A 21,133-nucleotide genomic window follows, 5' to 3' on the forward strand; every position below is an offset into this window, starting at 1 on the left:
TGCCTTCTTTTTATAGCTGACGTCCGCGTTGAATACGCGCGGGGTCGGTCACTGGCATGGTCGGGGCAGGTTGCTGAGGTGCCGGACGCTGCCCAGTAACCTGCTGCACTTTATTCTTCAGCTCCTGAGCCCTCGTAGAGGGCACAACCGGTCCAGATGTACTACCAGTAGTAGCTGCGCGACGCGCGGCAGAGGCAGCTGTAGCCTTTTGCACCACACTCACCTGATGTTTGGAATCAGCCCACGCTGCTTTAGAGCGTTCCAGCATTTCATGAGACTGACGGTAGGCAGGATGATTCAGCAACCACTGTTTTTCCACACTAGGCAACTCGTGGGTGTTGTACTTATCGGCATAGTTTTCATACAACACATTGTATTTCTGCTCATGGAACTTGGCAGTAGCCTTGTCCCCGGCTTTCTTTGCTTCAATCATGGCCTCAAACGAGGCGCTCATGATAGCCACATCAGCCTGAGCACTCTTGAGAATCTGCTCGCCGAGGGTTTTGAGATGAGCATCCATTTCTTTCACACAACCGCGCGCTACATTCTCGTCCGTCAAAGCACGCATCAGTACAGTATCACCGTACTTTTTCATGAGCTGCTGCGCCTGAGCCTGCACCTTGCGGCGCTGCTGCTGACGGATACGCTCAAAATCAATATCCATAAGATTCAACGGCTTCAACTCCCTTTCATACTGAACCAACAACTGGGCATCTGAGAGCTTATACTTTTGGGCATAAGCAAACTCAGCCTCAGCGTACTCAAAACGAGAACTTTCCTGAGACTTCCAAGAAGAAGACAAACGAGAGCGCTTGTGAACATTAGCCACAGCATCCGCTAGATACTTCCCACGCTCAGACTCACGGTATTTCTGAGGAACAGCGACCGGCTCACTATCGGCAATCTGGTACTTATGGCGATAAGCCTCAACCTCAGCAGCCACACGATACCAATGCTTCGCATTACGCTTTGACGCTGGCACCTGGCCTAGCGCCTGCGCCCACACAGGACGCGTCACAGAGATTTGACGTCCGCGTAATTCTAAGAGCTCTGCAATCTGACGGCGGTGCTCACCGAGTACCTGACGGTATTCATCCTTGATATAGGGATCACGTTCCCACGAAGAATCCAAGGTATGCACTGATACCCCACCACGCACAGTCACCTGAGACTTGGTAGAAGTAGTATCAAGACGCGGCAACAAAGACTCACGTACTTGCTTCTCCAGCACCAAAGCCTGGTGAATACTCATGTGAGAACCAGAGCGCGGAATTTCACCACGAACAATGCGTTCTACATGCATCTGCTCACCAGAAGACCACCGACGACGGGCGATCTCCATCTGCATTAACTCAACGCGCTCATTAATTTCAGCGTAAAGTTTGGGATTATCCTCGTTGGCACGTAAAGCAGCAGCAGCCCTAGACAAACGCTCACGCAACTCATTTTGAGGGGTCAAAGCAAAGGGACGAGAAGCCCAGTTCGGGTCTTCCAGTACACGCTCACGCAAAGGTTTCGTCAAAAGCGCAGAACGCTCAATCAGCAAATCAAGGTGCTTATCGCTGAGAGCAGCCAAAGAACTACGCGAAGTATTCTCACGCTTTTGTGCATCATCAACACGTATATCCTGCACACGCCAATACATCACAGCAGCATAATCATCAGCATTATCAAAAGCACGAGACTCATAGGCACGCTTGAACAGCTGCTCGGGGTCGATACCTTCCTTATACGCATCAGCAAGCTCGTGAGCTAACGCGCCCCAACCATCAGATGAGATAACAGTTTTCGCTAGATCTTTACCGACCGCATGGTGCGCTACCTTCGCCATAGCGTCCTTCATCGCTTCATCAGTGAGGTCTTGGTAAATATCTAGACGGTGGGCAATATCGCGGTTTTCACTAACAGCACGTGCAACCTCTTCATGGAACGACAAAGAACGATCGTAATTACCAGTAATGTTCTCCAGCACTTCATCGCGCGTGGTGTCTTTATCCGTCAGAACGTAGAGACGGTTGCTCTCGCGCCCGCGAGATAAAGCAACGTAGGCTGCTGAACGTTCAGTGGAATTATCCACCATCGCATGAACAGTGTCCACGGTCGCGCCCTGAGCACGGTTAATGGTCGATGCATAACCAAGCTCCACATACTCACGTACATAAGCATCCGGAACAGTAACCGTACCGTGACCAGCAGCGTTCTTCAGCTGCAAAGAACCGTCTTCATGGACTTGGCTAACAGTCCACAAATCACCGTTTTTCACGAAATCTTTGCCCCGGTTCATGGTGATTTTACGGTTATTGAGGCGGGTCACGACAAGATCCCCTTGGTGGATACGTGAGCCGGTATGAGCAAGCACAAAGTTATCCCCAGAGACCCACCCCATATCAACTGCCCGCGCCTGAGCCCGCTCGTTAAGCTCAGTTACCAGTTCATTCGTGCCAGCAAGCATCACGGAGTTCTTGCCCTGGTCTTTATCCTTGGCCCATGCCGCAAACACGTTATCAACCATGATATCTTTGGCGCCAGTGGTAACGCGCCCATTATCTAGATACCACTTGAAAGGCTTATCTGCACCACGCACAGCAGGCTCACGCAACTGCAAAGAAGCTGCTGCTTCTTCTTGGTTTTTGAAGCGGAAAACATCTTCGAGGTAGACCGCCCCGACCTCACGCTCAATCAAACGAAGCGCACCACCAGAACCAATAGCTGAAAGCTGACGGTAGTCACCAATACCGCGGATAACTGCACCGTTGAGCTCAGCAATCTTGACGAGCTTGGCAAGTTTGGGGGTGGATACCATGCCGATCTCATCGACAAGAAGCACATCTCCGGCTTTGACAGTGGGCATATGGAACAGGAATTTATCGAGGGTGTCTGCTTTGATCCCCAGTTCTTGTCGCATCACAGCCGCAGCCGCTGCGGTAGGTGCAAGACCAATGACTTGATGCCCTGCTGCCTGAGCGGTTGCTACCGTGAGCTTGGAGCTAGTGGTCTTACCAGCACCTGCCGGACCGATACCAATACTCAGAAGTTTCTCGCTGGTGAGAAACTCACGGGCCATTGCTTGCTGAGATTCAGAGAGCTGCGCACCTTCGGCAGTGAGCTTTTTCAGCTGCGATAAGAATAAGTCTTCGGTAGCTACAGGGATAACTTTTGTATGCGCTGCGGCGTTGAGAATTGTCTGTTCTGCTTCAAAAATATTCCGAGAACTAAAGATCTGGTAGTCAGCGCGCAAGTAGACACTGGTGCCGTCAGAACGCTTGCGGTGAGTAGGCAAAGGCATCGTCTGGAAGTTGTTCATCGCGATGCTTTGTTGCTTGACAGCCTCAACCGCGGAGTCGAAAAATTCTTTATCAACACCGGCTCCGCTGGTGACATCACGGAAGTATCGTTGCGCTTCAGCTTCAATGTTAGGTACACGCCAAGTACTGCGGGACTCTTCAAGACGGTCGATAATTACCTTGGCATGTTCCTCTAAAGGAGTTGCAATCGTTTGGGCAATATCAGCAGCAATAACGTCTGCTTGTTCTGCTGATGCCTGTCGCAGATTCTCTAAAAGCTCTTCACCCACTGGTAGTTCTACTGCGTTTTCAAGGGACTTCACCCACTGTTCGTTGAGCTCCTGCAAAGATTTCGCCTCAGATTTAGCAGGACGAGTGGCGATAGTAGCTTGCTGCTGAAGGAGAGTACGCTGCCTAGCATTAGGTGCGTATCCATGCTCTTCAAGGAACTGTTCTTTAAGCTTCTGGAACTCTTTTTTGATGTCTGAGCGACGTGAAGAAAAGTGCTCAATAGCTTCTTCGCTGATGCCTGCAAGCTCATAAATCTTCTTGCCGCGCTGCTCTTTAGCGACAAATTCCAGGCCTAAATCTTGGTGGATGTGCTGGGCGATGCGGGAGTTATAAACCTCGGATGCTGTCACATTGTAGGAGTAGAGCATACGTCCGTCGACGGTGAGCCAACGCTTGTCTTGACCCATGACTTTGTTAGCAATGACTAAGTGATCGTGGAGGTTCGGGTCTCCATGACGGGAGTCGTAATGACGGAATTTGGTAGCGATAATTCCGCCTTGTACTTCTTCTTGAGCTTTGCCGTTGTAGCCTCGGCGGGTGTAGATAACGTTCTCTTCGAGGTAGGCAACAACGTCTTGAATGGCTTTTTCGTGGGCAGCTTCAATACCCTTTCGTAGGGTTTCATCCCCTAGTCCCCAGGCAATAGAAACTGATTTTGAGGGGGTGAATACCATGTCAAAGCCGGTGATAGTTTTTTGCTTAGGGGTGCTCTGCTCCGCCATCCATTTGCGCAGTTCGACTTCGTTTTTGGGTTCGCGTGAGTGCTCTTGACGGAAGGTAGTTGCTGCTGCTTGGAGCTTGATTTCACGTAGTTCTTTGGCTGTAGGTTGGCGGTCTTCTAGGCGGAAGATTCTAGCTTTTTCGGCTTCGACTGCACGTAGGTAGGGGGTGTCTGCTCCCTTGTAGGTGCGTTCGGCGGTGTCGTTTGTTTTGTCTTTTTTGTTCTGTTCTTGGGCTAGTTTTTTGCCGTAGGCCTTGGCTATGCGCCATTGATGATCGTTGAGTCGGTAGCGGTTGATGAACTCTTTTTTGAGTGCTTCTACGGTTTTGGGGTCGGTGATGTCGAGGTCTTTGGGGTACTTGGTGAGGGTGTGCCCTTCTTGACGCAAACGCTCCAAATGCTCGCTAACACTCTGCTGAGTGATGGGATTTTTACGGTCGCCTTGAAGCTGTTTCCCGATCTCCTCTTGCGTCACTCCGCACCTAGCACGGTGTACATACTCCCACTCTTTAAGGGCGAACTCCACCCGCTTTTCTTCCCACCCCTGCACTGCAATACGCCCCTGCTTCGCCCCACGATCAGCGAAAATCTCCATTAGCTTCTCAGTCTGCATAGGCAAGGGATTACCCGAGAATAGGATGCTCATATCCTCTTCAGAGACGGCACCACCAAGACCCAACATGGAGGCACCAGAACCTACAAACTGCCCCGGTGGAAGACCCTCAACGGTGTAGTAATCACCGATTTCGCGACCCTCAGCGCGCAAGGCATCACCACTGGCCACCTCGTGGGTGTAGTAGGTGTAGCCGTCGCCCGCCGACAGCTTATGCAGGGTCATCATAACTACTATTCTACATGTTTTTATTATGAATGACTCATAATACAGGCTCCTGAGTCATTCAATGCATGAGGTGTGACAAAAAAGAGAGGCAAAAGCCTGGGAGCTTGCGAACAGGATCGGTGTAGCTGTCTCTCCTTTTTTCTGTCCGAAACCCTTTTCGCGATTTTGCACGGGAGACCAGCCTGTGTGGGAAAATCTGCGTAAAAATGGGGGAGCTTGCGGAGGAATTTTGAAGTAGATTTTTGCATCAGAGCTGAGGTTCTTGTGGTAAAGCTGTGGACAACTTATGCACGGGGGAGCTTGCGGAGGAGTGTAGTTGTCCATGGCTTTTCCACAAGTAGTGCATGATTCTATGAGAGCCGCCAGTGAGGAACGAACGATTAGCGGCTCTCATAAGAATCATGTGCGTATCCGTGTCGAGGGTGTAAAATCGAAGCCGCGCCGTAAGGCGCTGGTGGTCCCTTGCTGGCTGTGACCGTTGGGTCTATCGGGAGGGACTACCTTATTTTGTGTGGGGACTCAGTTTGTTGCACTCGAAATCTTTATCGTTACCTTGTCGATGTCTACTCCCATGTTTTCGCTGATGATTTCTGCAAAAATCTCGTAGCTGGTTTCTCTGAGGTAGTCGATGATGTCCCCGATGTTCGTGAAGTTGCGATTACCTACTATCCAGTGCGCTATCTCTGTAGTTTCCTCGTAGGTGAACTCTAGGATTTGCTCTAGGTTCTGTTTCAGTCCCTCGGTTGTTTTGTGGGTGATGAAGTACTGCCAGCTCCTACCGGCTGGCAGCTAAACCCACCGACACCTCAACAACCTAGCGTGTTCTGCGCACCGGCAACCACGCCAGCGGCGAAACCGGCTCCGGTGAGGAAGAAAAAGCTCACAGATAAAGAAGGAGCCGCAGCCGCAAAAGCCGAAGGAATCATCTTAGGCAAAGGCGGACGCGACTTTCGTGTAGAGCTTTCTGTACCCCTGCAATGGGAATCTGTAGATGAAATATTTGACGATGAGGATGATTACTACGACGATGATGCGGCTTTGATTTTCGGTGAAGAACCAGAATACGATGAGACAGCGGCAGATGAGGATGAGACTCCACCACCAGCATCTTCGCAGGGGTTTATCGATGAGTTGGAGGATGATGGGTTCTTTTAGGGACGCGTTGTACTGGAAGCTGTAACGCAATGGGAACGAGTCGATTTAGCTGTAGTCGACACTGGCTTTCTCCCCGCCCGTGAGGGCGGGGCTTCCACCCTCAAACATCGGGTGAAAGTTTGAGTGTGAAAAACCATGCCTATAAGATTCGGGAGAAGACCACCTGCGAGTTACCTCAGAACGTTCAACACGGCACGAAGAGGGAAGCTGCCCTTAGACAAGGTGACTCCAGTAGCAGGTGGACTCTGCAAGGGGACTGGGGTGTTGTGTGAGGACAGCTTCATGGGATAGGGAAGTATCAGATACTTGCGGCTGATGCCTTTTGCGCAGCGATGTTGATTTAGCGGAGCTTCAATTTGAGGGCATGAAAAAGCATCTTGCAATGTAATTGCAAGATGCTATCTGTTGGATGTTTCTAACTCTTCAGCAGGTTTTCACTCCAAGGGCGCGCTGCACCTTTCAGACGCTGTGCTTTCTTAAGCGTCGGCTGCCTGTGGGTAATCAGCTATGCGGTTTTAGGCAGGTAGCTATCTAGGGCATCGCGGATGACATCTGAAGGTTTGAGACCCTGGTCTTTGGCGTAGCTGGTGAGGCGCTCTTTGATGTTAGGGGTGACGCGGGCGTTGACGGTAGGGGATTTGCCGTGGACGGCTGTGGATAGAGCAGGACGACCGCGAGTAGCTGCGCGAACAATCTTTTCTGCTTGTTCTACTCCCTCGGGGGTTCGGGGCAGAAACTCTGTCCTGTCGAGTGCTTCGAAGAAGTCGTCAGATTCTGCCCATGCTGAGAGTGCTTTGCCGATTTTTTCATGGTCGGCCAAGGTTAGGTTGCTCATGTCCATATTTTCAAAATCTGAGTAAGTGGTCATGTTGTCTCCTTGGTGTTACTGAAAGGCCTTGGTGTAGGTTTTGCCGCGTAACTTCATGCAGTGAAAAATAACGATGTCGGGTGCGACTTGATAAACCATGACTTCGAGCAGGTCGCCGTTTGGTGCTGGTCCAATGTAGAGATCTGGGTCTGGTAGGGAGCGGATTCGAGATTGGTCAAACTGGGGTTTATGGCGCTGGTAGTTGTGTATAGCGTGGAGAGCGTCAGCCTCTGTGTATCCGTGTTTGCCTGCACTTGGTAAGAAGATAACCTTCATGGGATTAATGTATCACAAATTTATTGCTGTTCTACATTTGGGAGTTTCACCCTAAGCCCAGCTATCTGCTCACTGCTTTAGAAGAGCGTTTGCTGTCCAGCGATTGAACCTTTCATGAGCTGGTCAATAAGATCTTGACTGTACCCCTTGCGCTTGATGTAGTCTCTAATTTCCCGCGCTGCCTGCGCACGCTGCTTTTTACTGCTGCGCTGATTCGATTGCAAATTAGAACGACCACGACGTGCGCGATCCGCCATATTTTCTGCTCGCGTGCCGAGAACCAGATGCGTTGATCCATCCCTACTCGCCCTAACACATAAAGTGTTGTCACATTTGTGCAGCGCCTGCGCCCCTTCTGGCAATTGGGCATCTTGGGATAGAAGTAATAATACATATCGGTGTGCTTTGATGGGGGAATCTTTTCCTGTGACCGGATCTTTACGCCAGAAAATTCCGTACCCGTCATTGCTAATGGCTCCTGTCCAAATCCAGCAGCTGGATAGGTCAGGACCTTTGACGACATGCCTAAAAAAGCGCTCCTTCTCTTTGCTCATTACTCCATCTATCTGCTGCGGTGTATGCCTTAAAAGAAGTCTGACCGGTGTAGCTTCTTTTGGGTAGCTACACCGGTCAGTTTTCAGTTTTTTCTTAGGCTGCCGCCAATCCTTTAAAAAGAAGTTCTCTAGCTACCTCTGAAGTGCTCTCGCCTCGCTGATGAGCCATATCACGGATGGTGGAGTTCAGCTCTTCTGGTAGTCGTAAATGCAGCATTGGTGACGGTTTTTTCTTTGTATCATCAAGTCTGCGGCGTCCGCGAGCCATTTTTGCCAGCTCTGCGGGGTCATCAGTTCCTGCAATTTCTCTAAAAAGTGCCTTTGCTGACTCTGCGGCCTCTTGGTCGTAGAGGTGCTCCCCGTCGGGGTCGATGGTGTAGTCACCGTTCAGTGCTTCATCAGCGCGCTGTTCCCAGTAACTTTCGTCGCGAATAAGTGCCTTTTCCATTTCTACTTCCTCTTCCCTGTATCTATTGCGTGATAAATCAGAAAATCTTTTCCATCAAAGCTGGCGATGACTTCAATCAATCTATCTGTTTGCCCGTGTGGTGGCCCGATAAAAAGCAGTGCCTTATTGCCTCGCCGGTCAATGATTGGCTTTTTCTCAACGGCGTGTGTGGCGGCGTAGAGTGCATCTTCCTCTGATATGCCATGTCGTGCTGCCGAAGTGGTGAAATTGATGACCATACAGTAATTATATCTCATAATTGAGTGACAATAAATATTTTGAAGCAATAGATTTATTACCCCCCTTAGGGGTTCTGGCGCGCTACAAGATTTAATATAGTATCTACATTATAAACATATATCTAAAACTTGATTAAGAGGAGGCTGCCACAACCACGGCAGAACCATCATGAAGAACACCAAAAACAACACCGCTCGCCGCAAAGCAATAGAAGCTGCACAAGCCTTCCAAGAAAAAGAAAACCGACTCCTAGCACTAGCTGAAGACTACTTCAGCATCTACGAAACCAGCGGAGCAGCAGCAATCGACAAGAAAATCGAAGAGCACGAAACAAAAATTCAGCAACTACGCAAAGAACTTGTAACCATCATCCAAGGCACTGAAGCAGAAAAGTCCCACATCGTAGCGCGATTCAAAGAAGAGGGCATCAGCCAACAAGAAATCTCGCAGCGCATCTGCCTAGCACCTTCTGAAGTGCGCCAGCTCCTCAAAGAATCACCAAGCCAAGAGCCCCACGAAATAGCAAACTAAGTCTGGAGAACACTTCATGAAATACCGCGTCAAAAAGCTCCGCCAACCTCTGCTGCTCTCCCTGACAACCCTCAGCCTTCTAGGAGTAATCACCCCAACAGCATCAGCAACACCGACAAAAGACATCCAGCAAGCCGTAGAGCACCTTGCAACAGATAACTCCAGCGTCATAGAGCTCACCGACCGACTCGTTGTCACCTTCAAAGAAAGCACCAGCGACCAAGAAAAAGCTGAAGCTCTTCACGAAGTCTCACGCGAAATCGACACCGTTTCACAAACAACAATCGTCAAAGACAAAGTAGCTGAAGACACTACAACCGTAGTCGTACAGACCGACACGGCTTTAGACCCAGCACAACAGCAAGAAGCCATTACCGCTTTAGAAGAAAACCCGCAAGTAGAGACTGCTGAACCAGACAAAATCGTCAAAGCAGTAGCCTCAGCTGCTCAATCCGAACCAGGTTATTCCTACCTATGGGCCTACGGCGCGAACTACGTGAACCCCGTCCCTGCTTGGAACCGCGGATATACAGGAAAGAATCAAACCATCGGTATTATCGATACTGGCTGGACGTCTCACCCAGATCTATCTGCTCCTGTGGCATCCTACGACTTCGTATCTTCGCCCTACATCTCCCGAGACGGCAACGGGCGCGATCCTGACGCGCGAGATACTGGAAACCTCAACGCTAACGCCAATTGGCACGGTAGCTTTATCCAAGGACAGCTGGCTGCAAAAGTCAATGGCAGCGGCATCGCAGGTATAGCTCATGATGCAGATATCGTGCACGCACGAGCTCTAGGAATCTACGGCACAGGCTACGTTTCAGATATTGCCGACGCAATTATCTGGGCAGCCGGTGGCTCAGTGACAGGAATCCCGAACAACCACCGCCCTGTAAATGTCATCAACGCTTCTTTAGCTTATCCTTCCAACCAGTGCTCATCGACCATGAGCCGAGCAATCAACTTTGCATTGTCAAAAAATATTCCAGTAGTGGTAGCCTCGGGAAACAACGGTGGCAATGCTTCCTACTATGAACCTGCAAATTGCTACCGAGCGATCGTTGTCGGTGCTTCCACCTCATGGGGAGCACTTGCTACATACAGCAATTACGGCTCGATGCTAGACCTCGTGGCACCAGGGGGAACAACTGGCATAGATATCTACTCCACTACTAATACTGGCTGGAGCTTATTGGGTCTTCCTAGCTACGGCAATAAAAATGGCACCTCAATGGCCGCGCCTTACGTCACCGGAACTATTGCTCTAATGAAGCAAGCTAATCCCCATTTGACTGTCGAGCAAATCAGGAAAATCCTTGTGGATACTGGCAAGCCGGTAGCTGGCTACCGACAGGTGAACGCTGCGGCTGCGGTAGACGCCGCGGTCAAAGCTGTCCCGCCTAGCCCCAGTTTCAGGGCAAGCTCTGCCCCTAGCATCAAGCCGGAATCAGGTATTGCATCTGCTTATTACCGCTATGGTGGGCAAGGTCGATTTGGTGCTCCTACTGGTAACGAATTTCCCTCGATCTTAGGGGGAGCTATCCAGCATTTTGAACGCTCGATGTCACTTTACTGGACACCACGCTACGGGGCGCATCCAATGTACTGGGCCGGGGCAATTGGAAATACATACCGATTGGCAGACTACGAACGTGGATATGGATATCCCATCACAGATGAAATAGCTGTCCCAGGTGGTAGCACACAAAAATTTGTTGACAGCAGCGGACGCTTCACCTCTTTGTACTGGGGAGCATCCCACCACCGTGTACATAAAGTATGGGAAGCTGGGGCAATCGGGGCGAAATATACTGCCGAAGGCGCAGCCGCACGTTTTGGTGTACCTCATGAAGATGAAGTAGCAATTCATCATGGTGTACGCCAAACATTCATTCATGGAAGCAAAGAAACACGCTTCTACTGGAGCCCACAAACAGGTGCTCACAGCATTAACGGTCAAGGAGCAATCTTTCATCATTGGGTATCCCAAGGCGGTCTGAATACGGATGGGTTCCCCACGACCGATGAAATCGCTATCCCGGGCGGCTCCTACCAGATCTTCTCCACAGCAAGGGGCACACAAACAGGATACTGGTGGTCTGAATCCACTGGATCCCAACGGCTTAACACTAATGGCGCTATCTACTGGCACTGGCGCAATAACGGCTATACCTCGGTCTTTGGCTATCCAGTCTCTTCAGAAGCACATATCGGCAATGGAGTATATCAGGTGAAATTCTCAGGCGGGCAGGCCATCAACTGGTCTGCTAATGGCGGCACATGGGTAAGCCGCTGGTAAAAAACACAAAATAATAATGCGGTGCGCAAAAAAACACTACTGCGCACCGCATCGTGCAAAAGCACTAACCGTCTCATGATGCTTCGAGGATTAAAGGACGCTCGGTGCTTTTGCTGAGTCTTTATGATTCCTACTGATTGATGGAATGCCCAAGACTTCAAAGCATTCTTGCCTCAATCTTACATCATCTGCTGGCGGGGCTGACTCTGATGAATCTCAGGGGCAATCTTCATCTCTTGCGGGATCGTCTGCGAACCACTACGGCGCGTAATTACTTGATTCACTTTCACTAAAACATCTTGAGCGAAACACGAAACAGACCCACCAGCTTTAGACTTTGAAGACGCTAGATGCGATTTCTGATAGGCTTTGTGCTCCTTTAACACTTTCTGGTACTCGCGACGAACTTCTTCTAATTCTGCGGCTCGGTCAAAAGAAGTACCTACACGAGAACGTAGACTATCTAGCGTCTTACGATCACAGGTGAGCTCTGACTCCAAAACCTCAGCTCGATGAGGAAGACGCTGCACCAGATTCTCCATACGAGTGACCAAACCCAAAGACGGCGAACTAAATTCAGCAAGTGAAGACTCTACTCGTAAATGCTCAGCTCCCACTACGCGAATATCTACCGGCGTTTGAGCCATTTCACTGTAATTACGCTTGCCTAATACTGCCTTGAACTCTAGACCTCCAAGAGATGCGAAAGTACCCAAATCCGTTTCACTCACCATAGAAGGACGCCGGCTGGAAAGTTCCCGTTGTGCCCACTGCCCCATCTGGGCAAGAGCATCAACACGCTTATCGCCCGACCAATCATTCACACGCATCGTGAAAAGATCACCAGCAGTAGAACGTAGCTTCGGAAGAATCCGCTGAATATCCTCCAGAGCTTCTTGCCGGCGCGGAATAGATGAAGCCAAGGAAGAAACCTCGAATTGTAGCTGGTTCTGCTCGACCCTATGACCACTTTCTGAGAGCTCTAGCTCGGTCAATTTACGCCGCAGATCAGCTTTCCTCAGCTCCAGCGGATTACCAGAAACTTCAGCTTTAAACCGCTCGTAATCTTCAGCAGAAGAACCGATATCCTCAATCGTGCGCTCGGTCAACGTGCCAGAAAGCAACTGATTAATGAATTTCTTTTTGCGCTCTACTGTTTGCAGCATCACCACATCTACACTTTTTTCCGTGCATACGTGAGTCAACATGACTTCATCATTTTGGTTGCCCTGGCGCAGGATACGCCCGTTGCGCTGTTCCATATCTGCTGGTCTCCAAGGAACATCCAGATGCACCATATGGACAAGGCGATCTTGGATGTTAGTACCGACCCCCATTTTCTTCGTTGAACCGATCAAAACAGCGACTTCTCCACTGCGGCATTGCTCAAAAAGACGGGCTTTTTGAACGTCATTTGCTGCCTCATGGATAAAGCGGACTTTCTCCTCAGGGATACCCTGCATAACGCACTGGTCTTTGAGCTCCTGATAAACAGAGAATTTGTCCTCTGACGGTGCCCCTAAATCACAGAAGACAATCTGCAAAGCGCCCTTGCGATCATGGATAGATTGCCCATTGCCCGCTAGATACTCTTGGTGCTCATATTTGCGATAGACCTGAGCCAAAAGCTGGGCAGTACGAGTAGCTTTCGTGTCCATATGGGGGACGCTTAAAGCAGGGTCAATCAATCGCGTATCAAGAGCTAGCTTCCTACCATCGGAAAGAATCACCAAAGGATTATCTGCACCCTCAGAAGGACCACCAGAGAGCTGCTTGAGACGGTAATCCAAATGCTTAGAGAAGATTTTCTGCATATCATTTTGAGGTAGAACCAGCACCTCTGGGGCTCGCTCGCCTTTGGAATTAAGAGCAATATCAGGAGTAGGTAAATCCAAATCAGAGGCCAGTTTCACATCTCCAAAAGAGCGGAACATTGCTGAGAGCTCCGGGACATTCTGAAACTGCGCGAAGCGAGTTTTCAGATGGTAAGAATCTCCACCTGCTACCGTCATTTCCATAGCCGACACAGTTTGACCGAAAGTTGCTGCCCAAGAATCAAAATCAACCATATTATTTTGTTCTAGAAGCTGCGGGGCTAAGAACCGTTTCATGACATGCATCTCAGCAATAGAGTTGGCAATCGGTGTGCCGGTAGCTGCGGTAATAACGCGATCCCCATACTCCTGTCGTAAATATTGCACTTTCATGTGCAAATCTGAGGCTTTAGAAGCCCCTTCAATATTCGCATCTGAGATATGCGAAACGGTCTTGAGATTTTTAAATTCGTGCATCTCATCGATACATAAATAATCAATCCCTGATTCCTCGAACGAAATACCATCGATCTTTGGTGCATTCATCAAGGTTTTGCGCTGTTCTTCATCGCGTTGAAGAGTCGCTTCAATCTGCTTGATACGGCGGGAAGCAGCCCGTCGTGCCGCGTCATTGGCACGTTCATTGAATCGCTCAATACCTTCCTTGGTAAGAGCAACTTCTTGGCCAATGTACTGGGCCTTACGTGCGTTAGATACCCCAACACGGGTGAAAGCAGAATGCGTCATAATGACCGCGTCCCAGTTACTGGTAGCAACCTTGGCCACAAAGCTTTTGAGGTTCTTCTTTGTAACTGCTTCGCTAGAGCCAAGAAGTAGCTTGGCTTGGGGGTACATGGTCAACCATTCACGCCCGAATTGTTCCAGCATGTGGTTAGGTACGACAACACAAGGCTTATTAACCAATCCCAAACGCTTCAGCTCCATAGTGCCCATCACCATTACCGCTGTTTTACCTGCTCCCACTTGATGGAAAAGACCTACACTAGGTTCTTGAATCATACGTGCAACAGCAGAGCGTTGATGGTCCCGAGGCGCGAAGGTTTTCACCAGCCCCGGTAAAGAAAGATTCTTACCTGCTTTGCTGTAATCGCGTGGCGCAAGATTATTGAACATACGGTTATATTTTTGCGTCAGATGTGAAGCACGTTCGGGGTCTTCCCATAGCCACGTGCGGAAGCGTTCACGGATTTTCTCAGCCCGTTCTAAAGCTTTTTGGGTAGCTACCTGATTGAGTACTCGCTTGCCTTGCTCATCGAGTGATGAAACAGAGATTTTTCGTTGCTCTGCGATGTATCCCAAAAGTTTGTAGGGTGGGTAATGCTCGGTGCCCCAACCGCCCCGGTTATATTTTGCCCCTTGATAGACCCACTGGGCACCAGAAATGCGTTTCATGATTCCTCGTGTATCTCCTAGGACTTCACGGAGGAACTGCTGGTGGTATTTTTCATCAATCCATACAGCCCCGATTTTCGCATCGATTTGTGATGCCGTTAGATCACGCGGGATGACAGGAATAAGAGCTTGAACATTGCGTTCAAAACGTGGATCTTGCGCTGCGGCGTGTTGGGCTTGTTCCAGTTTCTGCCTGACGTCACCTGAGAGGTATTCTTCGCGAGTGAGGTAGATGGGTTTTTCAGGGTGTTGTGGATCAAGGAAAATACGGTCATCGAGGCGCTGGATGCTTTCTTGCTCGCTAATATTAAGCAGCTTGCTGATGTAAGGTAAATCCAATTGCCCGCGCTGGTCAAGGCATAGCGATAAGGCATCATCGATGTTATCGGCGGTAGTTGCTACCGTGCGCGGTTCTAGGACGCGGTGCAGCATCAAATCCGAAGGTTTAGCACTTTGCGTTGTGTTATCAAAGCCTTCCAAAGCGGTGACGAAAGCTCCGTAAGGATCCTTGGTGAGCAAAGACATCACTGGTGCGCTGCGACGAATGATATTGCCGTTGGCGGTTTGACTCTGGGTGTACCGGTTAATGGGGCCGTAGCGCTGTACGTATTTCTCGTAGGAGTCTTTCAAAGCAGCGCGGGAGGCTGTAATAGCTGGGGTGTCTACACTTTGCCTAGCTTCTTGCTCCAGAAGAGCTCGTCCGTGGTCACGTAAAGAGAGCAAGGCCGATAGTTCTTGACGCTGCGTGGAAGGTACTTTCAGTGGCTGCTGGATACCCTCGCTATAAATAGTGAAGGTTCCATCGCCTTGGTCGGTGATGTGCCCTTCCATGAGTTTTTCGGTGGATGGAAGCAACGGGACGCCGGGGGCAATGGTTGAAGGAGCAGCACTGTAGGTGTACCCGGCTTCTTGCGCTGCGGTGATGTCTTTGTGGATTGCCTGGTGAAGCAAATGGGCTGTTTGGGAAAGATCGCTGCTGATAATGGTTTCTCGAATATTGCCCCACCTATCTAGCCCATAATCGGCAGTGCCTAGAAGTCGGCTGGGGTCATCAAAATAGTCATTGCGGTAGTAGATGTACTCACCATTTTGTTTTTCAGATACCGTTATCCACGTATCGCTGAGTGGCTTTTGGTCTGCGGGGCGCTTGCGGAAGATAAGAACGTCGGTCATCACTGATGTTCCAGCTGAGCGGCTGAAAGCTTTTTCTGGTAGGCGGTAGGCACCAAGTAAATCAGCTGTTTTGTAGATTTCTTGTCGGGCTGCGGGGTTTTTAGTGTCCATTGTGAAGGTGCTGGAGATAACCGCGACGACACCACCGGGTTTGGTTAGTGCTAGGGACTTGATGATGAAGTGATTGTGCATTGAATGCCGGTTGGCATTGTGCTTTGGGTCGTGAAGAATGCTCTGGCTGAAGGGGACGTTGCCAATGGTCGCATCGAAATAGTTTTCAGGGATGAAGGTATCTGCAAAAGACTCTTGGCGGATTTGCGCGTGGGGGTAGATCTTTTGAGAGATTGCCGCGCTGATAGGGTCTAACTCAACACCAGTCATATCAACGGCCTGTGGTGCTAGTCCGATGAAGGTTCCTGCTCCTGATCCCGGTTCCAGGACGCGTCCTTTGTTGAGGCCGAGTTCTTCAAGAGCTTGCCAGATAACGGACGCGTATGCAGGGTCAGTGTAATGAGCGTTGAGTGTTGTGCGGCGGGCTGCTGCGTATTCTTCGGGGGTTAGCGCTTCTTGGAGTTCCGCGCGTTCTGGTTCGAACTCTTGGCGGGCTTCATTGAAGATTTCGGAGAGCCCGACTGCTCCCCAGCCTGACCATTTAGCGAGTGTGGCTTTTTCTTCTAGGGTGGCTGGCCGGTTTTCTTCTTCTAGGGTGTGCAATAGGGATATTGCTTTGAGGTTGGCGTTAAAGCGTGCTTGCACTTGGCTCGGTGCAAGCACGCTTTGTGTTACTGGTTGGAATCGGTGGTGGGCGTCTCCAGTGGTAGTGCTTCCTGCCAGCCCTCGTCCGGGTCGTCGCTCCAGCCTACTTGTCCCGGCATCCAGTATTGGATTCTGTCGCCCAGCATCTTCGTTTCCGGTTCCTGATGCAGCTGCGGTGTTTCCCCGGGCTGTGTCTGTTGCTCGTTGGTTACTTCCTGCGTGGTCGGCATCAGCATTTCGTGGCTCACGATTTCCTGTGCTTGAAGCTTGGACATGTTCAGTCTCCCCAGTTTCTCTAGGAAGGTTTCCTCCGGTAGATCCTGACCAGCTAGTTGCCTGGACAGTTCCACTACTTTCTCGTGTGCTTGTTCGCCTAGGTTGTGGAAGAAGTTCGGGTCCTGATTCAAGATTTCTTTGGTTGCTTGTGGTGCTAAGAGCTCCCAGTTTTTCTGGGCTTGCCTGCCGTACTCGTTCATTGATTTCCTCCTGGTCGGGTGAGAATAAGTATTCGAAGAGGTCTACTTGACCGTCGATGACGTGGGGCTTGCGGCGCGGTGCCATTGGTGTCTCCTTGACCTAGATGTGGGTAGGTAACACCAAGTTAAAACAAAATTAAGATATGAAAATGATTTACTTATCTATTTATTGATTTAGGGGGATGAGTCCGAAGAAGAGGTTAAGGACAAAGGCTGACATGAAGATGATGAGATACCACAGAAATAAGTACCCCATAAGAGTGCGGAAAGCGGGGATCCAGCCTAAAACCGGGATAAGTATCAAAGGAAAGCCGATGATAGACCCAGCCAGTCTCAGCCCCTGATTGAACTCATGCCAGATTGACCCTAAGGACTGCTTCTGGGGAGGTGGCTGGTGATAAGGCCTGTATTCCATGATTGCTAGCTCTCTGGTGTGTATCCACGCAGCGGTGGTTGCTGCTGGCTGGGGAGGTGTCGGGTGGGAAAATTCGCTGCTGGTGCCGCTGGTGCCGCTGGTGCGCTAGGAGACTGTGTGGCTTTATGAGGACGCTTGATCTCGATGTCTGCAAAACGGCTGCTGGGGCCCATCTCATCAACCATCACCACGTTCCAGCGTTTGGTGTCATCACCCTCTGGGCGGCTACGAGTAACCAGCTTGCCGGTGACGATGACGCGGTCTCCACTGCGGTAAATATCTGCCTGACGCTCAATGTAGTCGTTATGTTTGGTTGACCCGGCAGAGCGTAGTTCGATAGGCATGTAAGTGGTTTCCCCGTCAACATAGCCTTGCTCGGCCTTGGAATAGTACTGAGGGGTGGAGGCTACTGTCATTCGTAGTACGGCTGCACCGCTTTGGAGGTACTGAATGGTCGGGGTTTTGGTGATATTTCCGGTGATGGTGATGGGGATATCGTGCATGAGATGCTCCTAGGGTGAAAGGGGGAGGTGTGGTGTTGTGTTTAGAACAAAACAAAACTGTTTAGAACACAACACCACAATATTGTTTAGTTAATGTTCCTATTCCTCGATGAAGGGGACATCCGCTCCAAATTCTTCTTCAAGAGGTGCGAAGAAGTATCGCTCAAGCAATTTTGCTTGGGATATGTCAAGAGCATCGGCGGCGTGAACCATCAACGCCTTTTGAGATTTGGTGGCTTGGATGGTGTAAACACCATTTTTCCTACCTGCTTTAGCTCTGGCTCGTAGTCTCTGCTTGGCATCCTGGGGGAGTGCAGAGGGTGCGGGGGTATCTGCTAACTGCTCGGCAGTGGTCTGAGATGCTACCTCTTCGCTACGTTCGCTAGGTGCTTGCTGGGTTTTCCACGGGGCATCTTTTTCGACACCAGAAAGGAAAGTTTCAGCAAACTCCTCGCGGGATCTTCTTTTAACCATTGAATCTTCCTTGTTCGAGAATTTCGGCTGCCAAAAGCTGCATTTCAGCCTTGGCTTTATTGTCCTTGCTTTCTAGGACAGAAAGTCCTTCTTCAAGGACTGTTTGGTAAGCCTTGCGATGATGAACCACGGTGTTTGCTACACGCATGTATTCAGGGGTGTCCTTGAGATACGCGCGGGCTTCTGAGACATCATCAGATAAAGCATGTGTTGAAGCTTGCGCCACAACTATCAAAGGCTTGAGGTTTTCGTTGAGTACCTGAACCGTTTCAATGAGTGAGACCATGTCAAAAGTAGCGTCAAGGTCGGGCTGTGAGGTGCGAGTGGGTATCAGCATGATATCTGCAACGAGCATTGCTGAACGCAGTTCCTCTGAATCTTTGCCCGCGGTGTCTACAAGTACTACATCGTAAGTGGTCTGGAGCTGTTGCAGGGTTGAAGCAATGCGTCCCTCTTTGCGAATGATGAAGAAGGGCTGGTGTCCTGCTGCTTCTCTATCGTCTCCCCAGCGTGAGACGGTGCGAATGGACGGGTCAGCTTCGACTATGGCAACGCTTTTGCCAAGTTCCTGAAGCGCAACAGCAAGGTTGATGGTCAGTGTGGATTTACCAACTCCACCTTTTTGGTTTGCAATCAGTAGAATCATGCAACCAGTATAACAATAAACAATATAATAGGCAACAATATAGAACACAACAAAACAATATTGTTCTACTTCTTCTTGTTGTTAGCTGGGAAGCTGAGAACGAGCTGCAACCTATAAAATGGCTGGTAAGACTCGTGAGATGACTAGAGAAAAGCTACAGATGAAAATAAGAACAGCCGACTTCATGGCGTGGTGTGACCGCGTATCCCCTGGTTCTAATGGCAGAAAAATTAGCCACATGGTAGGGGTTTCCCCTGCCACGTTCTCAGCCCGGAAACAGGCAGACTCCATGCAGGCTGAGTCGGTAGTGGCAATGTCTAGGCATCTAGGACTGGATCCCGTTCAGCAGCTTGGCTCTTTTAAAGGGTATGAATCCTTGCTTGGTCTTAGCGCCCAAGATATCAGCTTCGCAAGACTTGCCCCTTTGATAGAGGCTAGTGCCGTCTATCAGGAATTGCTGGCTAGAAAAGCTGACCTGAAATCACCGGTGAAAAAAATAGCCGGTTCACAAGATTCACAACGCCGCTGGCTGGATGACATTCACCCAGATTGGCGCACTGTTGAAATAGCGCGTGTCTTAGGCACGCAGCAAAGCTATATCTCTCGCCTTATTAGCAGTAACAAACTCACCATCTCGCACATTCTAGGAATCGCTGGTGAATACGAGGTGTCTCCTCATGTGGGTCTAGTAGCTATTGACTTTCTCAAGCCGGAAGAGCTGAAAGTTGATGGGGTGGGGGTGGATCTTCTTCAACAGCTACATCAGGCACGCAATCAAGAGCTGCTAGTTGTTGCAGAGAACTCGAGCCGATACTTACTTGATGAGCTGCGCAATTTGATGGTGTAGTGCTTCCTGCTGTGGGTACGAATATTTTCTTACAGTAAAAATCAAAATAAAGATATAAAACAGAAAAGTGTGTGTATTATTGGTGTTGTGGGGTTGTAAGAAAACACATGCCCCTTACAACCACACACCGTGGGAAAGCTAACCACCAGCACTGTGAAAGATGCGATTGGGCAGGCAGTCCCTACCATACCCAACAGAACGGAGGTGACCCCCCCCATGACAACGAACAAAAACCGCGTCACTAACGCCCTCATCTCCTGCCTAGCTATCGCCTCCATCGGCACCGGCACCCTCGCGCTAGACCACTGCCTCGATGGGCAACACGACATTCTCCAAAGCATCGCTCTAGCGCCCTCCTACGGCACTAAAGACTTCTACGAATCACCGACCACAGCCACAGATTCCCCAAACCTCACCGTCACAGGTCAAGCAGCTAGCCCCGTAGCAGCAGATAGCCAGGGCATGCCAGCAGATGCCACCACCACCATCACCCTTGAGGGCATATCACCCGGTGGAGGAATAGGCCCAGCAGAACACAACTGGGACGTACTAGCACCCCTAGAACTATCTATCCCAGAAGTCAACCTCGTTATCCCTATCGTTGAATCCCCACTAGTAGAGGGAGCAAATACCAATGAATACGAGATGGTTTTACCGGTTTCTTACCAGGCAGGGTGGCTCAATACCTCAGCGCCCCTAGATGCGACAGAAGGCACAACCACCATTGCAGGGCACGTGAACTGGTCTAACGGCAACTGGGCACCGATGTCGAATCTCTACAAGGTCAAACCCGGAATGATTGTCCGCACCACCTCAGCAGAGGGCACCATCACCAAATGGCGTATCGACGATGAAGAGCCACAAACCGTCAAATGGGAAGACTTCTCCACCCACTACAGCATTGAGGCAACGACCGGCCCGAGAAAACTGGTTCTTGCTACCTGTGACGGGGTAACCAACAGCTATGGCGTCACTGTTTATGACTCAAATTATGTCGTAACCGCTACCGCCATCGAATAGATTTCCTGGGCAGGCTCACCAGCTTGAACAGGGCAAATAATGCACAAGCACAGAGGCACCATGCACTAAAGGGTGCTTGTGC

Annotated in this window: 15 protein-coding genes; 5 read left to right on the top strand and 10 right to left on the bottom strand. The window is 50.1% G+C overall.

All coding sequences use genetic code 11. The features are described 5' to 3' along the window. Nucleotides 1–10 precede the first annotated feature (10 nt). Complete coding sequence (gene mobF, locus JR346_RS01240; RefSeq protein WP_205482617.1) at nucleotides 11–5,137, bottom strand: MobF family relaxase; 5,127 nt, start codon at nucleotides 5,135–5,137, stop codon at nucleotides 11–13. A gap of 750 nt (nucleotides 5,138–5,887) precedes the next feature. On the opposite strand from mobF, the gene JR346_RS01245 reads away from it, so the two are divergent. After that, nucleotides 5,888–6,292: a hypothetical protein gene (locus tag JR346_RS01245; protein ID WP_205482618.1), complete on the top strand. Its 405-nt coding sequence runs from the start codon at nucleotides 5,888–5,890 to the stop codon at nucleotides 6,290–6,292. Nucleotides 6,293–6,797: 505 nt separating this feature from the next. Here the strand turns inward: JR346_RS01245 and JR346_RS01250 are convergent. The 4 genes from JR346_RS01250 to JR346_RS01265 all read right to left on the bottom strand — a co-directional run bounded on the left by JR346_RS01250 (nucleotide 6,798) and on the right by JR346_RS01265 (nucleotide 8,677). Further along, nucleotides 6,798–7,160, bottom strand: a complete 363-nt coding sequence (locus JR346_RS01250; protein ID WP_205482619.1) for a hypothetical protein — start codon at nucleotides 7,158–7,160, stop codon at nucleotides 6,798–6,800. Nucleotides 7,161–7,513: 353 nt separating this feature from the next. Continuing rightward, the gene (locus JR346_RS01255) at nucleotides 7,514–7,990 is read right to left on the bottom strand and encodes an HNH endonuclease (RefSeq protein ID WP_205482620.1); all 477 of its coding nucleotides are present in this window, start codon (nucleotides 7,988–7,990) and stop codon (nucleotides 7,514–7,516) included. A 94-nt stretch (nucleotides 7,991–8,084) separates the two neighbouring features. Continuing rightward, entirely contained in the window at nucleotides 8,085–8,438 is a 354-nt protein-coding gene (locus JR346_RS01260) for a hypothetical protein (RefSeq protein WP_205482621.1), read from the bottom strand. Nucleotides 8,439–8,440: 2 nt separating this feature from the next. Continuing rightward, the gene (locus tag JR346_RS01265) at nucleotides 8,441–8,677 is read right to left on the bottom strand and encodes a hypothetical protein (RefSeq protein WP_205482622.1); all 237 of its coding nucleotides are present in this window, start codon (nucleotides 8,675–8,677) and stop codon (nucleotides 8,441–8,443) included. Between the two features lie 169 nt (nucleotides 8,678–8,846). Between JR346_RS01265 and JR346_RS01270 the strand changes: the two genes are divergently transcribed. Then, complete coding sequence (locus JR346_RS01270) at nucleotides 8,847–9,209, top strand: hypothetical protein (RefSeq protein WP_205482623.1); 363 nt, start codon at nucleotides 8,847–8,849, stop codon at nucleotides 9,207–9,209. Nucleotides 9,210–9,225: 16 nt separating this feature from the next. Further along, entirely contained in the window at nucleotides 9,226–11,514 is a 2,289-nt protein-coding gene (locus JR346_RS01275; RefSeq protein WP_205482624.1) for a S8 family serine peptidase, read from the top strand. 179 nt (nucleotides 11,515–11,693) lie between these two features. Here the strand turns inward: JR346_RS01275 and JR346_RS01280 are convergent, their stop codons facing one another. The 5 genes from JR346_RS01280 to JR346_RS01300 form a co-directional block, all read right to left on the bottom strand. Beyond that, nucleotides 11,694–16,295, bottom strand: coding sequence for a helicase-related protein (locus JR346_RS01280; RefSeq protein WP_205482625.1), 4,602 nt, complete (start codon nucleotides 16,293–16,295; stop codon nucleotides 11,694–11,696). A 401-nt stretch (nucleotides 16,296–16,696) separates the two neighbouring features. After that, nucleotides 16,697–17,146, bottom strand: a complete 450-nt coding sequence (locus tag JR346_RS01285; RefSeq protein ID WP_205482626.1) for a TnpV protein — start codon at nucleotides 17,144–17,146, stop codon at nucleotides 16,697–16,699. Between the two features lie 420 nt (nucleotides 17,147–17,566). Next, nucleotides 17,567–18,064, bottom strand: a complete 498-nt coding sequence (locus tag JR346_RS01290; protein WP_205482627.1) for a single-stranded DNA-binding protein — start codon at nucleotides 18,062–18,064, stop codon at nucleotides 17,567–17,569. A gap of 99 nt (nucleotides 18,065–18,163) precedes the next feature. Further along, nucleotides 18,164–18,538, bottom strand: coding sequence for a hypothetical protein (locus JR346_RS01295; protein WP_205482628.1), 375 nt, complete (start codon nucleotides 18,536–18,538; stop codon nucleotides 18,164–18,166). Beyond that, on the bottom strand, nucleotides 18,531–19,184 hold the full coding sequence (locus JR346_RS01300; protein WP_205482629.1) for an AAA family ATPase: 654 nt from the start codon (nucleotides 19,182–19,184) through the stop codon (nucleotides 18,531–18,533). Before JR346_RS01300 ends, JR346_RS01295 begins: the two co-directional genes overlap by 8 nt. A 118-nt stretch (nucleotides 19,185–19,302) precedes the next feature. Between JR346_RS01300 and JR346_RS01305 the strand changes: the two genes are divergently transcribed. After that, entirely contained in the window at nucleotides 19,303–20,031 is a 729-nt protein-coding gene (locus JR346_RS01305) for a hypothetical protein (protein ID WP_205482630.1), read from the top strand. Nucleotides 20,032–20,247: 216 nt separating this feature from the next. Further along, nucleotides 20,248–21,051, top strand: a complete 804-nt coding sequence (locus tag JR346_RS01310; protein ID WP_205482631.1) for a class F sortase — start codon at nucleotides 20,248–20,250, stop codon at nucleotides 21,049–21,051. Nucleotides 21,052–21,133 lie beyond the last annotated feature (82 nt).

The sequence above is a fragment of the Rothia sp. ZJ932 genome (assembly GCF_016924835.1).
Classification (GTDB): domain Bacteria; phylum Actinomycetota; class Actinomycetes; order Actinomycetales; family Micrococcaceae; genus Rothia.